This is a genomic window from Myxococcus sp. AB036A (genome assembly GCF_006547355.1).
GTDB classification, from domain to species: Bacteria; Myxococcota; Myxococcia; order Myxococcales; family Myxococcaceae; genus Myxococcus; species Myxococcus virescens.
Genome location: NZ_VHLC01000085.1, coordinates 25633 through 40110, shown reverse-complemented (window position 1 = coordinate 40110; position 14478 = coordinate 25633). Strand labels below are relative to the sequence as shown.

The window sequence follows — 14478 nt, the reverse complement described above, 5'->3', positions numbered from 1 at the left end:
GGGAGGGCGGGGCCTTCGTATGTGGCGGCAAGGCCTTGCCCTCGGGCTGGCCCCGCCTGGCCTACAGCCGGGACGTGCTGGCGCCCTTCCTGGCGTGTGCCTCGCCCGCGGAGTTCGTGGCCATGCAGCGCGGGGTGGGGGACATGGGCTCGGTGGTGCAGTCCCTCTATCCCTGGGACGCTGTCCGCCTGGGCGCCCTGGGGCCGATGGACGACGACGCCTTGGAAGCCCTCAGTCGCCAGCGCGCGGACTTCATCGTCACGTCCGTGGAGAAGTACGGCGTGCCGTATGCCGAGGTGTTCGCCCTCTTCGTTCTGCATTCGGCATTCGACGACGAGTTGCGTGAGGTGGTGCAGCGACTGGCTCGCGACAAGCAGTTGGGGGACACGCTGGGCGCCATGGCCGCTGTCCGCGAGGAGCTGAAGCGGCGGGGCCTGGAGCTGGAAGGCATCCCGGAGCGGGGTGAGAAGGCCGGCGACGTGCTGCGCGGGTTGGGGCGCGCGGGCCGGGACATGCTCTCCAGCACCTTGGTGAGCGGCGAGGCCCGGTACACGGAGCTCATGGCCATGCGTGGGCAACTGCCGTCGCCCTACCAAGCTGCCATCGACGAGGTGGAGAAGGCCCTGATGGAGAGGCACTACTCGCCGGGAAGCCTCTCGGCGGGAGCCTTCGACCACCTGACCTTCGGTGTGCCGGTGGGCTTCTACCACCTGGCGGTAGGGACGGGGCACGGGGCGTACTCGCTGGCGCAGGGCAAGTACGAGCAGGCCACGCGCGAGTTGGCGCCGGCCGCGCTGGCGGTGGCGGTGTACGGCGGGGGCAAGGGCGCTCGTGCCCTGGTGGAGTCGCGCGGAGGGCTGCGGCGGCTCCAGATGCCGGCGCTCGACGTGGACGGCATGAAGGCGCTGATGGCGCGCCTGGAGGAGCAACTCGGCATCAACGCCGCGCGCGACTTGCTGCGCTACCTCCAGGCGAGCCGCGAGGGTGCCCTGCTGGCCGCCGAATGGGGGGAGGCGGGACTGCTGGCGCTGTACGAGGCCCGCGGAAACCCCGCGAAGGCGCAGGCCGTGCTGATGGAGACGGCCAGCCGAGAGTCCGCCCTGCCCGTGGCAACAAGGGGCTCGGCAGGGAAACGGCCCGTCAACCTGGACCTCTTCGAGCAGCACGCCGAGGTGTCCGCTGCGGAGGCGCAGGCGGCCAGCCGCGAGTCCTCCGGGGCTGCAGCGACGAGAGGGGGCGCGAGTCGCGAGTCCGCGCAGCCCGCGGCTTCACGGGGCGCAAGCGGGCAGCGGTACGTCAACCTGGAACTTTTCGCGCAGGACGCCAAGGTGGGCGCAAAGGAGTCCGCGAGGGCCAAGCTGTTCCAGGCAGAGATGGAGGCCTCGGGGCCCCGTCTCCCGAAGGACGCGAAGCTGCTGAAGCAGATGGCCCCGAAGCTGGAGGAGCCGCCGCCGGGAGTCGAGAAGGGGGCGCAGCTCTGGCAGGAGTACGTCGCCTACCGCAAGAGGCGGCTGAAGGAGATTCAGAACGGAGACGCCGTCAAGGGCCCCCTGAAGTGGGAGGGGTACGAAGGGATGCGCGCCTACTATGCTCGGGGCATTGCCTTCGAGAGGACCATGGTCGCCATCTTAAAAGCGGACGCTGCGTTGCCCCGCGCGCAGCGGCGCTGGCTCGGCGACTTCGAACAGCCGCGCATCGAGACGCACGTGGGCGTGTCGAAGGTGGACTTCCGGTACGCCGACGTCCTCGTCATTGAAGGGCGCCCCCCGCCGGGCCAAGCACCTCGGGTGGAGACGTTCAGCTTCAAGAGCCGAAATCTCGCTGTTCTGGACGAGGATACGCTGCCTGTGCAGTTGAACACGGACGCTAGTAACGCGATGAAGTACTACGGTGGAACGCTGAAGATTCTTCGGGACGGTATGCGACAGCAGGCGGATGTTCGGCGGGTGCGCCTTGTCTATGAGGGCGGGGAGCTACTGCCCCCAAAGCGGGTAGTGCTGAACAACGCGGTGGACGCGACGCAGAGCAACGTCAAGGGCGTGGAGGTGCTGTTTCAATGAAAGTGCTGACTCTGCGTGACCTGAGCAAGGTGGATAGCCTGCGCTTCACCTTTGCTGGGGCCTACGAGCCGAGGAATGGGCTGGAGCGCGAACTGGAGCCCTTCCTTGATGCCCTCGAAGAATGCGCCGACGGGTGGATGCCGAACCTCGTCAAGACGGGCCGGAAGCGGAAATACTCCCGAGAGGCTGTGTGGCGAGCGCTGGAGGAGCGGCGCAATGAGTACGGAACGATCATCGGGCTTTTCCGTTCGGAGAACCCCAGTGTGTCGTTGGTGCTTAATCTCGGGCCGGCGGACGAACAGTCCACCTTGAGGGTTAGCCTCAGTGCGCAGCCACTCTCCTTCTTTGACAAGGTGGAGACCTGTCGCGGCTTTGTGGCCGCGGCCCGTGCTTGGGCTTCCCGGTACCCCTCGGAGTACGCCGCAGCGCACAGTCTAGCCGACCTGGAACTTGCGGATTCTCCCGCCTTCGGTCGTGACGATGCGACATGGAAGCGGGACGGGTTCGACAAGATCTATGAGTTGTTCTGGCTCAACGTCTTCGGTCCCAAGCTGGTCGAATCGGTGGGAAGAGAACGGATGCTCTCGACGCCAGCGTACCTCGTGGAGGAGCTTCCCAACGGCTCTGTCCTCCTGGTGCTATGGCCGACTGCTGCCGAATTCGCCAGCGATGAGGCGCGCGTGGCGCAGGCCCGCGCCCATGTTCACCTGCGGCCGGACCTCGACTTCGAGACGGTGCTGCGCACGCTGCGGGAGCGCAGCGCCGCGCTCGTACCCGTCGAGCCACGCTTCCACCCTGACGTGGCGCCATTCCTCTCTCGGCTGACGGACGAGTTCGCAATCAGCGAGCGGCAACGGAAGATTGCCGAGCTCAACGCCTTCCGGCCTCCTGTGCCGGAAGAGTGGCTTCCTGTCGCCCATCCCTCGGACGTGGCGAATCCGGAGCGTGTCCTCGAATCCTACGGAGACTTGTCCGAAGGTCTCGTGGCTGTGCTTCACACGGATGTGCCCTCCATTATGGAGGAGACGTCGGAGTCTCTCACGGACCTCGACTTCCACTTCTGGAAGGAGAACTTCCCCACGCGGTACACGCGTGAGGTCCTCGACGGACACACGATACCGGCGTTAGGTGTCTACCTAGGAGACGTGCTGGTGCGGCGGTTGGGCGGGACGTGGGTACTGCGGGCGAAGATGGAGGAGTCCCAGGTGCGCGTTGGGAAGCGCGTCTGGCTGCCCTTCCTCCGCGCGCGTCGGTACATGCAGTCGCGCGAGTCGCTGCTGGAGTACTCGCTCACCCAGTTCTTCAAGGAGGCTGAGCGGTACCGGCCCTGACTTGAGGCTCTCGCTCCTCAATCGCCAGGCGGTGTCGGCTGGCGCGTAGTCCCTCCAAGGTGAGCTGCGCTGGGGCGAGGTTACAGGCGCCAGTCGGATAGCGTCGGCTGGATTGTGCTGGGTATGGCCGCCGTTCTCGTCGTGGTGATTGCCGTATAGGTGCTTTGCTCCCTTGCCTTGATGCGTCACCGAATGTGGCCTTTATCCGGGAATGCCGTAGTCGAGTTCTGGGTAGGCACTGAGCTGTGGCGTCGGGGAAATGAAGGTCAATCCTCTCCAAGCACGAATCCGACATGGGCCATGAGCGAATGGCAGGCCGAACCTACAAGTACTCCGAGCGCGTCATCCATCTCTCTCTCACAGACATCTAAGACCGCCCTCAGGTCATCGCCAGCAGATGGTTTCCATGCAGCTCCGACCCGGTAGTGGGAGGGATTAACGCCGTAGCTCTTCGCCCTCTCCTCGATTCGTGCCCAGCCATCCGTTGAAATTTTGAAGCCCGCTCCGGCGGTAGGCCCGTCGAAGAAGTCCAGTCCTGCGAGCTGGCCTCCGTCGTGAACGAAGTGGTTCCGAAGAGCATAAGAGACTGCGATGGGCCAACCGAATGAGTGCCGGAGTGAATAGAACGCGACGGCGGCAGTCTTGGACTCCGGTCCCCTCGTCGAAATGAAGTGCGACACGAGTTGAGGGAGATTCTTAGGGTCTTGCAGTTGGTTGCGGGCACAGAGAACATGCCCGGCCATGCCGACGAGACGGTCGGCCAATGCCCATTTCGTTGCGAGATAGGCTTGCACACCTAGCAAACGAACATGCTGATACTTTGCCCGAACTGAGCCGAGAGGAACATTATCGTTGGCATCGGCATATCCTTCGAGGCCCGCCAGCAGCGTGCGCGCCGCCGACCGTGCGGCGAGCATGCCAATCCAATGCTCGATGTCCGAGGCGAATGCTGCAAAAGCCTTGAACTGCTGCTCAACATCGGGAGCTAGCTTGCCGGCATGGCGGGTAGTCGCTCCATCGACCCTAGCAAGCACCGCCTCCGCATCGCGAAGACGCTGTTCAAGTGACTTGATCATTCGCCGCCCCTTTCTTTCGCGTACTCTTCCTGCTCGCGGAGCTCCGCCTCCGCGATGGAAATGCGGTACTGCCAGTAAGGCCGAAGGTTGTGGTCGGCTTCTGAGTTGAGGGCAGAGCGTGCCTGTTCGAGCGCCGCCGCGAAAATTGGTGGCACCTCGCCTAGAGGCGCCGACCACGACCGATGCTCTCTTTCACTAAGTGCATTGTAAATTGGATGGAGAGCTTCTTCGCCAAGGGGCATGCTTGCGTGAATTGTCGCCGCGGCAATCGTTCTCCAGGGGGCACTGTTGACTGCATACGCACTTGCGATGCGCGCAAGGCGTCGCGCGAACTCAGGATCGCTAGCTTTGATTTGTGCTACAACAGCCGATGGGACGAGTAATCCATCAGGGTCAATGTCTCTTAGTATCTTGGGCAAGTAATAGCCTACGCTGCCGTTGTCGTTCACGAAGGTCAGTAGGTCGTTTACTGCCTTCTTGACTTCAGTGTTCTCGACGTCGGCGGCAGTTACCCTACGGACGTATTTACTGAGACGTGCGTGATAGCCGATCGCCCGCGCTGTGTGGTCGTCGGGTTGAGAAGCCTCTTGGTCACGCCGACGCACGAGCGCTTCGGGCAGCCAGTTCACGCGAACATATCCGACACGCTTAATGATCTCCGTGAGATGCCACTCGCCGTCGCCGCTGAGGTCGTTGAAATTCGGAAGAGCAATGAGTTGGTCCATCAGCCACTCTGCGAGGCCACTTGGACGCGTGGATGGGTCGTCGTCTCGTACAGCCCAGTAGATCGAATCCACGAGGGCGCGTATGGCTTGGCGCAGTCGTTCGGAAGGAACCGAGCGCAGGACGTCTTCGAGCAGCGGCTTCAGTCGCTGCCAGTCGTGTTCCAAAGTAAGCGCAATGGCAGCGATGAACGCCACGTCACGCCCCGTCGTCGTAAATAGGAGGCGGGCTCCTCTTAGAAGAGCGTGCTCGGCGGCCGTGAACTCTCCGACATCACGCAGCTTCGGGACTCGCCCATAGATGCGCTGCAGTAGGTTCGCACGCTGGTCATCGCTACCGCACTCATCCAGGAGTTCGTTAACGAGGACGTGAGTTCGCTCAGGATGAGGCCCTTTTCGTACTGTTGCGACCCAGCTCACCGCAGTCGTGACACCGAAGTCCGATTGGGGCGATACTGCTAATTGATGGAGGCAGGTCTTGACGAAAGTCCGCACGACATCGCGAGACTCAGCGTGCTCACCCAGCGACCAAGCAATGCCCATCAGCCTATAGAGCTTGTGCTCGTCGCCGAGAAAGGACACTGCTCGCTCAACGAACCTTGTGATCTCGTCGGGTCGTATGGCAGACGCGAGCGTCTTCGCCTTCTGGGCGGAGTGTAAATCTTTTCGATCCCAATCGGCGCTGCTCAGGAGGTGCTCAAACTCCTGTGCTAGATCGTTTGCTTCGTACAGTCTTTCGAGCTGAATGCTTGTCTCTTTGAGCTTGGGGTCTGTCTCGAATCGATAGTGCCAGCTCCATATCTCTCGCGCGGAAAAGAGCTCCTTTAGGGGCGCTTGGCGGTTCGCCAGTAGCCTGAGGCTCCACGTCAGATCGTCAAGCAGCAGGGCATAGTAATGGTCGCTCTTCCCTGTGCGGCGGAGTTGGCTGATATTGCGATGTGCCTCGGCAAATACGTGCCAAAGCTGGACGCGGCTTTCCAGCGGCGTCTCATCTGCAGACAATGTCGTCTTTAGTCGGTCGAACAGACTATTCCGTATAGCCCATGCTGCGTGCCCAGGTCCGATCTCAAAAGTCTGGATGTGAACGGCTTGTTCGTCGCTCCATGTCTGTCTCCGCTCAAGCGCGAGTACTGGTTGAATGAGTGCTTTGAGTAATGCAGACTGTCCGCGTGTTGGTGGGTGCTTTGTTAGTGTGTCAAGTAGTTCAAGGCCAAGAGTCTTTGCGGCTTCGTCGTATTCGCCCCAGAATTGTGGGCCTCCTTCAAGGACTCTCGTAACCAATGCAGCTGCACGCTTCCCATCGTTAGGGAGACCGCGCGGCAGCGTATGCTCAAGCTCAGCTTCTGCTTCAGTGAGGGCACAAAGCTCTCGGAGGATAAATTCGCGATCGTCGACCGACTCCGCGCCCATTGCCCCGTGAAGCAACGGCCAAGCAAGCGAGAGAATAACATCGTTCTGCCCAATGACCTTTTTGCTGAAAATGCCCTCGACCGTTTCGTCGTTGGCATGTGACCTGCGCATCGCCTTTACGAGAGACGCTGCCGCACGCGGTTGAAACGGCGCGACCGTTTCGAGGATGTCGGCAATGTTTAGACGTTGATTGGTGGTCATCGAAGGAATCGATGCTTCGATCGCGGTAAATAGGCCGGCAAGGAGCTGTAGGTCATACCCGGAGAGGCGAAGGAGAAACTCTGTCCGAGCAAGAGAGACGAGGATGGCGTGACCAAGCCCGCTCAGCGACCCTGAAACCGTCGCGTTGCGCACGACTTCTAGCAGCGCTTTCGCCTCATCTGATGCAACGACGGGGTGCTCCCCTCCAATCTCAGCGGATAGCCACCGGCGAAGCACATGGTCTCGGAGCACATCAGGCTTCAGTTCGACGAAGCGATTGTGTGCTCCTCTCTCAATGAGGACGCGCCGGCCTAAGAGGGAGGCTAATCGTTGTTGCACGTCTAAAACTGAGCCAATCCCGCTACCCTCTGCGATCATCTTGATGGTCGCATCGTCTTCGCGGTTGACCGTGCCGATGAGCGCCACCCAGCGCAGTATGTTGCGAACAGAATCTGGAGACACATCAAACTGGCTTCGCTCGACCTCGCGCAGGTACTCCTCAGCAAGTTCCGTGGCGGTAGCGGGAAGTTCCTTGAGGTTGCCGTGGTCCTCGAGGTGTTGCACTGCAAGGGTCAACCACACGGGGTGCCGCGAGAATCGTTTGCTGAGCTCTCGTGCTGCATCCCGGCGTACCTCGTCCGATAACTTGCCGAATTGGCCGGACATGAGGAGTTCTGCGCACATCGCTTCGGCATCGGCTGGGCGGAGCGCTGCGATCGGTAGTTCTTGTACCCGTGCCTTCATTCGGGCGCTTCGCAAGAACCTGAGTACTGGGTCCTTCTGGGAGCGAACTGCGACAGCAACTTTCCACCTCGCCGCTCGTCCGAGTCGTCCTCCAAGTTGCTCGGAGAGTTGTTGAAGGAGGAACTCGTCTGCCGGTTCATCGACGAGGAGCAGGGTGGACCGTTCAGGAACGATGGCCTCAAACCATGCGCCCGAGGCGGCCATACTCGCGACGTTTGCCCAGAGCACCTGCCATTTCCCCTCGCTCGCGATTGTCTCCCCAGCTTCGGCTAGAAGCCGGGTCTTACCCATGCCTCCGGCACCATGAACGACCAAGAAGAGCTGCTGGGAGGTCAAGAAGTTTCGTATCTTCGCTATCTCGGCCTCTCGGCCACAGAACGGTCCCAACTCGTCGCGACGAAGGAATGGCTCCTGATGGGGGAGGCGCTCCTTAATTTCCGGAATGGAGAGAAAAGCGCGGGTCTCGTTCTCGAAGAAGGAGCGGTGAATCTCGGGATGTTTATCAAGGAGGGCGTTAAGGTTTTCTCGCTCCCAGTAGTCAGCGACGAGTCCCTGCTTGGCAAAGAGAGGAACCACTTCCGAGTCCCAGGCTTGCTTGTTCGTGGGATTGAAGGCGGCGTTCGTGACCAAGCGCCAGTGTGTCACGCCCTTCCATTGGTCGTATCGGCTATGGCCAGGCTGCCGGTACATCTTAATCTTCTTCGCTTCCTCCTTCGCGTCGCGAATGGCCGAAGCGGCTGAGCCGTTCTCATGGTGCTTTGCTTGGAAGACACAAAGGTCGTCACCCGATCGGGCGTCCTGTCCTCCGTCCTTTCCGCGGCGTCCGAATAGTGAAGCCTTTGGATCCTCGAAGAATACGACGGTCGTCGCGAGGGCTTCGAATGTTGCTCCACTCGTAATCGCTCCCCACTTGCGCTCAGCCATGATTGTCTCCGTGCTTGAGCACCCAGTCGCGGTGCTAAGGCAGGTCTCCGTGATGCCCGTTTGCTAGCGCGCTCACGTGAAAGGATAGGCCTGATTTGGTCCAGTGGGCAGGTTGGTTATTCCGCTGACTCATACCGGCTGGCGTAGCCCAATGTGATGAGGTTCAGCAGGCGGCCATCAGGCATGAATTTCCCCTCCCTAAGCTACGAAAAGCACCGAAGTTAGCAGTCCATGCGTCAATCGAAAACTTGGAGAAGCCCATGCTTTTGACGCGTCCGGGCTGGTGCTCGGACTCGCGCAGCTTCTTCATGGGGCAGGCCGCCCCCGTCTGAGTCTCAGTGGGACCGTCGTGAGCGAGTGCATCTGGCCGCGACGGAACTCTGGGCAACGCGCTGGAGGGAGCTGCGAGAGCGCGGGCGAACGCGGACGCATCCTCGCACTGTCTTCCTTGCCCAAAAGGTCCCCTTCGGAGCCACTACGGCGCGGGCAAGAGCACAGGCAGGGCAGGGGCCGTGCTGGTCGAGGACTCGGCCAAGAGCTTCTGAGAGTCGTCTCGGAGAGTCTGCGCCGCGCGACGAAATCGCGAGTACCCGGTAAATTCCTGCCGCATCTCGCTCTCCCGGTTAACAGCCACGAGGGGCCAATCCGTCATCGAAAGGCTCCGGGCCGTCCTAGAGACAGGGAAGCGAAGCAACCCTGGAAGGTGCGACATCGAAAGCCCTGGATTGTCAGAATCGGCTGCCCTTAGTGGTTAACAAAACTGTTAACCACTCTCGGCCTCTCTCTCCCCAAAATGGGCGAAAGAGCGCTCCAGAGAGCCCAACTGGCGGCGGAAAAGAGGGGGCATCTCGCTCTGCAGGGTGAAGAGCCGAGAGGCCCCTCTTCATCACCGCGAGCCAAAATCCCTTGTGATTCAGGGGCTTAAGCACGAAGGCCCCGCGACTTTCATCGCGAGGCCCATGTAAAACAAAAGGGCCCTACCGGTTGGTAGGGCCCTTCGTTCAGCTCCCCGAATGAAGCCCTAGGCGAACTCGTTCTCGGCGATTCTCTGAGAGGACTCAAACTCTCTGAGGGCCAAAAACCGAGTGATATCCAGCGGTTTCAAAGAAGGGGCGGGAGAGCCCTTCAATCGGGGGCCGATTGAATGTCCGCAAACTACACGGCGGGTGACCTCCCGTCCATGGTTCTGATCCTCTCGGCCCCGATTCACAGGGAGTGCGTGGGCGGTGGTGCTCAAGGGTTCGCGGACGACGCGTCGAGGTAGGTGAATATCGCATGTTTCGAGGCGCGCGCAGGTCCAGGGACGGGGCTCTGCCCAGGTGGCCAAGTGGCCCATGGCGGCCGGCCCGGTCCGCCGCCAACGGCCGCCGCGGGTGGTGTTGGGCCAGCCGCGCCTGACCGCCGGAGGCTTGGCTCCGTCCGCTACAGCCACCGGATGACGAACCTTGGTGTGGAGTGGGGGCAGGGCCCGCGCCCGAACTTGGCTCCCAGGCGGAGCCCGTGGGCCTCCCGAGGATGAATAAACCTCAGCAGCTCTCGGTCAGTTGGAGAGCTGGCAAGCAGGCGTAGTGACGCAGCCCCTCCTGGGGGCAGAGCTCGTCCCGGGGCTCCTGCGGCGCTTGTGGGCGAGTCGTGCGACGCTTCCGGGGGGCTTGTTCCCAGAGATGGTCGCGACGCTCAATTGAACTGGTCGGGGGAGTTCATGCTTACCGTTGCCGTACGCAAGGGGGGCGGGCAGATCCAGGTGGTTGAGGCGCTATCTCTCAAGGGACAACCCGAGGGCGCGGCGTTCTGCCCGAGCGAGGACTGCGGTCAACCCTTGGAGCCGGTCTCCGCATTCATGCGCGTCGGCAGCATCCCGGTACGCTCCTTCTTCCGGCACCAGCGAGGAACTGCCAAGCAGCGCCCTTGTTGGGGCGCCAAGGGCGAGGGAGGCCTGCACTTTGCCGCGAAGCTCCACCTCCGCGCGCAACTCCAGGAGCTGTGCGAGAAGGGTGGGGCGCTCGTCGTGGAGCAGCCGTGCCTGCGATGCGCGTCAGGCATATCGCACGAGGCTGTGCTCACCGAACCGGGCGATGCCATCCGCATTGAGCACTGGCTGGACCCTCGACGCACCCTGAAGCCGGATGTGGTCCTACTGCGCGCCGGCGTTCCGCTCCTCTCGTTCGAAGTCCGGGCTGCTCACCCTTGCTCACGGAGGAAGATTGGTGCCCTCACGGTGGCTGGGGCGCAGATGGTTGAGGTGGATGCCTGGGCGCTGCTGGGTACGGAGACCGCGCCAGCGTGGCGCTTCTCCTCGCCCCTGCCGTTGAAGCAGGCGGTACTGCCTGTGAGCCGGCAGCTTTGCGAGGGCTGCCAGGCGGCGCAGGACTATGAAGCTGCCTGCAAGAGGCAGGCTGAGGAGCGGAGGCAGCGCGCACGCGAAGCGGAAGAACAGCGCCGGGCGCAGCGTGCCCGCGAATGGAATGAACAGCGCGCTCGCGAGGCCGCGGCACAGCGCGCTCGCGAGGCCGCGGCACAGCGCGCTCGTGAGGCCGAGGCTCAGCGCGTTCGGAAACAGGAGGAGGTTCACGACCTGTCTTCGCGGAACGCTGTGACGGGGTCACGGTCTGCCGGGAGCGCCAGGATGAGCGCCCCACGACCAACCTCGCGTCCTGTGAGAATCTCCCCCACAGTTGAGATTCTCGCCCACTGTATCGTCGACGTGTGTCGGCCCGACGGGGTGCGAGATGAAGTCGAGCTTGTCCTCGAGCGTGAGACGGGCGCGTATCGGCGGGCACAGTTGGTGGAATGCGACGCTCCAAAACTGCGGGGAGGGCAACCGGGGGTGCGGCACGAACGTCAACTCCTTGGTGAATGGACTGGGCGCGCTACGAAGGATCCTGGCCTGCTTCTCAAAAAGGCGCGTGCTGCGGCCGGCGCTGCGTACAGGCCCATTCGGGATTCAGGTTGCGTCGTAGATACCTATGGTGGCTTTCGTCTTGGGGTCGCCAACGTGAAGCAGTGGCCGGACCCGAACTACTGGTGGGAGGGGCCGTCACGGCGTTGGGTTTGCGCGCAGTTGCGAGAGTTACTCGCACGCGATTTCAAGATCTCGGAGAGCGCAGTCGAATCAAGGCTGCCCGCGGAACATTTCCGTCGAGTGCGGGTGAGCTTCAGTACGGGCAAGGATGCCGTGGACGCCTACGAGGCGCTTGGCACTGCCAAATTCGTCGAATGGCTGGGCGAAAAGGCGTAGCCGAGTGGATGTGCCCTGTCGTTGCAGCTTGGCACTCCCTTCATCACGAGCGCACAGATTGGGGCGCGTAGGCGGTGCATTAGGGAGCCCGACTCTCCTGTGTTTCCATCTTCCGAAGAGTCATGGGATTGCGGTCGTAGCCTCTAGGCGAACCATTTCATCGAGCATGCCAGCAGTCGCTTCGCGTCGGTCCAAGGGCGTGACGGGGAAAATATGGTACTTGTGGCGCCGCGACTCGTGGTTCCAATGTCTTGACATCAGCAACAGTGCGTCAACGCGTGCGTGGTTGTCGAGGACTCTCCTGCGCAATCCCCTCAACTGCTCTTTCGTTGCCCTGCTCATCTGGGTTGCTATCCATGTTTGAGCAATCACCAGTCCTCTGACCCCTTCGCCTCCACGGGTTTGGGCAACTTTCTTCTCGATCTTCTTGCTGAGTTGCTCAATGTCCTCCGTCAGATCCTTGCTGAGCGGCGCCTCAGTCTCCACTTCAGGTGGAAGCCAAAGAGCCACAATGCCGCGTGCTACACCGCGGACGTTCGCACGCTGGATGCCGCGGAGCCCATGTTCGCTTGCGTGCCCCACGGTACAGGCTGCGACGTAGTCATTGCCCTGCCGCGGAAACCCCGGATGCCTAACAACACGAGGAGCCGACCCTAGGGGAATCTCGAATGATTGGCTCAGGGAGATGACTGCATGCTTCCCGGATGCGAGCACCTGTTTGAATGTATCCGCATGCGGCGGACCCTCGTTGATTTTCTTCACCTGCTCCCGTATCAACCCCACCATCACTTTGCGTAAAGCCGCAGTCGGCATCGACCATAGTTGAATGGCGGCAGATATCGGAACGTCCGCTTCCTTCAAAATCTTCAGGCAATCCTTCAAGAGGAGTTCACACTCAGGCGTAACTTCGTCGTCAAGCCGCGGTAGGTAGCATTCGGCATTGTACTTGTTTGAGGCATACTCGAATGAGATGTCGCCAAGACGGCCATTCTGAGCAGGTGGCTCAAGATGCACGTCCACGTTGAGTGCGCGTCGCAGCCTATACGCAGCGGCGAGTTGAAGAAGGGTGCTCTGATACTGAGATGGAGCCGCCAGTGTACGCACAATCGTTTCGAATGCTGGAGAGCTCGAGAAGGCCAAGAGGTATCTGCTCAATTCGATCACTTCTGCGATCTGCGGCTCTCCTGCGACGTGAAGGAAGCTCCCGAGCGGGTGTTTGCGATCCGGAACTATTGAACCTTTTTTTATGTTATTGACACAGGCGCATAGCCACTCTGTCCCAAAGCTGGCGCATAGGATGCTGAGCGACTCGTTGACCAGTTCAGCCTTGATGCGCATTGGGTGTGCATTGGCCAATGCGCGCAACCGAAAGAACTCTAGTGGATCCTCGGGCATGGGGCTCTAGTCGGCGATGGTGAACGGCTTGGGCGCCATGGCTAGGTCATCGTCGTATCGGCGCAACGCTCGGACTTCATTGACGATCATAGGCTCAAGGTCTCCATCCCCCGGTTGGTGTCAAAGGCTGGCTCTGACGATGCTCTTCCCGAGCGTAGAGAATCATCCGGGCCTCCGCTACTCCTGGAGATCGACGCCGAGGGCGAGCGAGGCTGCTGCCCTCCTGTGGCCACTAGGTGGGATATCCACCTCCCCGCCGAGCTAGAGCCCGGCGCTCCTTCACGACCTGGTGAGCGTCATGATGCTGCCGACGCCTACCCCCTCGGGGGATTGCCGCCGGCTGCGCTCCCGACGCCTACTGCTGGTGGAGGAGCACTGCAGGCGGATGCGGCTGACGCAGGATGTCGAGCAGGAGGCCGATGGCCAGCGGGAGCTGACAGTAGAGGTATCCGTCCATGAACGGCGGGGTGGCGTCGCAGAGCTCCAGCCCGCGGGCCCCGAGTGGCGCGTGCGGTGGCTGCGTGGGACGGTGGACCTCAACAGCAAGGGAAACGGCACTGCCGTGGCGCGGGTGACGGTGCCGGGGCTGTACCGCGTGCGGAGCGTCGCGAGCGCCCGGCGTGCCCGGGACGCCTACGTCGAGGTGACGGAGGTGGATGGGGCCCTCCGCGCCGCCGTTTTGGGGATGGACGAAGAGGTGCCGCGCACGACGGGGCCGATGCTCCATGCCCTGGAGGAGTGCTTCGGCATCGCGTCCGCCCGGGCCGCACGCGCATCCCAGCGGCGTGGGGCGGGTGCCTCGCTCGCGGACCAGCTCGAGGCGGGCTGTGTCCACGTCGCCCTGCCGCACGTGGCCCGCACAGTGGAGGGGGGACCGCCTCTCCGGGCAGTCAGCGCAAAGCAGCTCGCCTACGCGCGTGCCGTCCATGGCTTCTTCACCATGATGCTGACGCGCGGAGCGAAGTTGCCGCGGGCAATCGTCGAGGAGCAGATGCCGATGGTTGCCGGCTGGGTGCAGAGCCACCTGTGCGCGGAGACTGAAAGCCGCTACTGGCTGGACGGCCAGGCGCGCGGTTCCGGACATCGGCGTGTTGGGCGAGGCCGTGGTGACGACGGACGGGAGACGGCCGCGCCGGCGGTGGCGCTGCGGGACAAGTCCGCCGCGCTCTTGGCGGAGGTCATCGAGCGCGGGGGGGGGGCGCAGAAGTGCTTCTCGACACCCCATCCCTGCGTCACCGCCGCCGCCATCTCCACGATGGGCGTGCGCCTGCCCTGCTGGTACGAGCAAGGCGGCGCGCTCGACGTGGAGCCCCTTGAGGAGCTCCACGCGGAGCTGGCGCTGCGCATGCTGGGAGATGGCGCGGCGCCGTGAAAGGA

At 62.3% G+C, this 14478-nt stretch carries 8 protein-coding genes; 4 read left to right on the top strand and 4 right to left on the bottom strand.

What is annotated here, in order from left to right; all coding sequences use genetic code 11:
* Together FL344_RS28300 and FL344_RS28295 are read left to right on the top strand one after the other, a co-directional pair.
* A partial coding sequence (locus FL344_RS28300) for a hypothetical protein (protein ID WP_228565446.1) occupies positions 1-2060 on the top strand: 2060 nt, incomplete at its 5' end.
* Positions 2057-3391: a hypothetical protein gene (locus FL344_RS28295; protein ID WP_141620723.1), complete on the top strand. Its 1335-nt coding sequence runs from the start codon at positions 2057-2059 to the stop codon at positions 3389-3391. The genes FL344_RS28300 and FL344_RS28295, both read left to right, overlap by 4 nt.
* Positions 3392-3657: 266 nt before the next feature.
* On the opposite strand, the gene FL344_RS28290 is transcribed toward FL344_RS28295, so the two are convergent.
* The 3 genes from FL344_RS28290 to FL344_RS39430 all read right to left on the bottom strand — a co-directional run bounded on the left by FL344_RS28290 (position 3658) and on the right by FL344_RS39430 (position 11040).
* Positions 3658-4467: a hypothetical protein gene (locus FL344_RS28290; RefSeq protein ID WP_141620722.1), complete on the bottom strand. Its 810-nt coding sequence runs from the start codon at positions 4465-4467 to the stop codon at positions 3658-3660.
* On the bottom strand, positions 4464-8468 hold the full coding sequence (locus FL344_RS28285; protein ID WP_141620721.1) for an ATP-binding protein: 4005 nt from the start codon (positions 8466-8468) through the stop codon (positions 4464-4466). The genes FL344_RS28290 and FL344_RS28285 overlap by 4 nt, the downstream gene beginning before the upstream one ends.
* Positions 8469-10659: 2191 nt before the next feature.
* Positions 10660-11040 (bottom strand): hypothetical protein, encoded by a 381-nt coding sequence (locus FL344_RS39430; protein ID WP_228565445.1) that lies wholly within the window; start codon positions 11038-11040, stop codon positions 10660-10662.
* Positions 11041-11463: 423 nt separating this feature from the next.
* Between FL344_RS39430 and FL344_RS39425 the strand changes: the two genes are divergently transcribed.
* Entirely contained in the window at positions 11464-11706 is a 243-nt protein-coding gene (locus FL344_RS39425; protein WP_228565444.1) for a hypothetical protein, read from the top strand.
* Between the two features lie 120 nt (positions 11707-11826).
* Here FL344_RS39425 and FL344_RS28275 read toward each other — a convergent pair whose 3' ends face one another.
* Complete coding sequence (locus FL344_RS28275; RefSeq protein ID WP_141620719.1) at positions 11827-13101, bottom strand: hypothetical protein; 1275 nt, start codon at positions 13099-13101, stop codon at positions 11827-11829.
* Positions 13102-13399: 298 nt separating this feature from the next.
* Here FL344_RS28275 and FL344_RS39420 point away from each other — a divergent pair, with 298 nt between their 5' ends.
* Positions 13400-14473, top strand: a complete 1074-nt coding sequence (locus FL344_RS39420; RefSeq protein ID WP_228565443.1) for a hypothetical protein — start codon at positions 13400-13402, stop codon at positions 14471-14473.
* Positions 14474-14478: the final 5 nt, after the last annotated feature.

Excerpts from the sequence above, each read along its gene's own strand:
- FL344_RS28295 (WP_141620723.1), top strand. The coding sequence starts at position 2,057 with ATGAAAGTGCTGACTCTGCGTGACCTGAGCAAGGTGGATAGCCTGCGC.
- FL344_RS28290 (WP_141620722.1), bottom strand. The coding sequence starts at position 4,467 with ATGATCAAGTCACTTGAACAGCGTCTTCGCGATGCGGAGGCGGTGCTT.
- FL344_RS28285 (WP_141620721.1), bottom strand. The coding sequence starts at position 8,468 with ATGGCTGAGCGCAAGTGGGGAGCGATTACGAGTGGAGCAACATTCGAA.
- FL344_RS28275 (WP_141620719.1), bottom strand. The coding sequence starts at position 13,101 with ATGCCCGAGGATCCACTAGAGTTCTTTCGGTTGCGCGCATTGGCCAAT.
- FL344_RS39420 (WP_228565443.1), top strand. The coding sequence starts at position 13,400 with ATGATGCTGCCGACGCCTACCCCCTCGGGGGATTGCCGCCGGCTGCGC.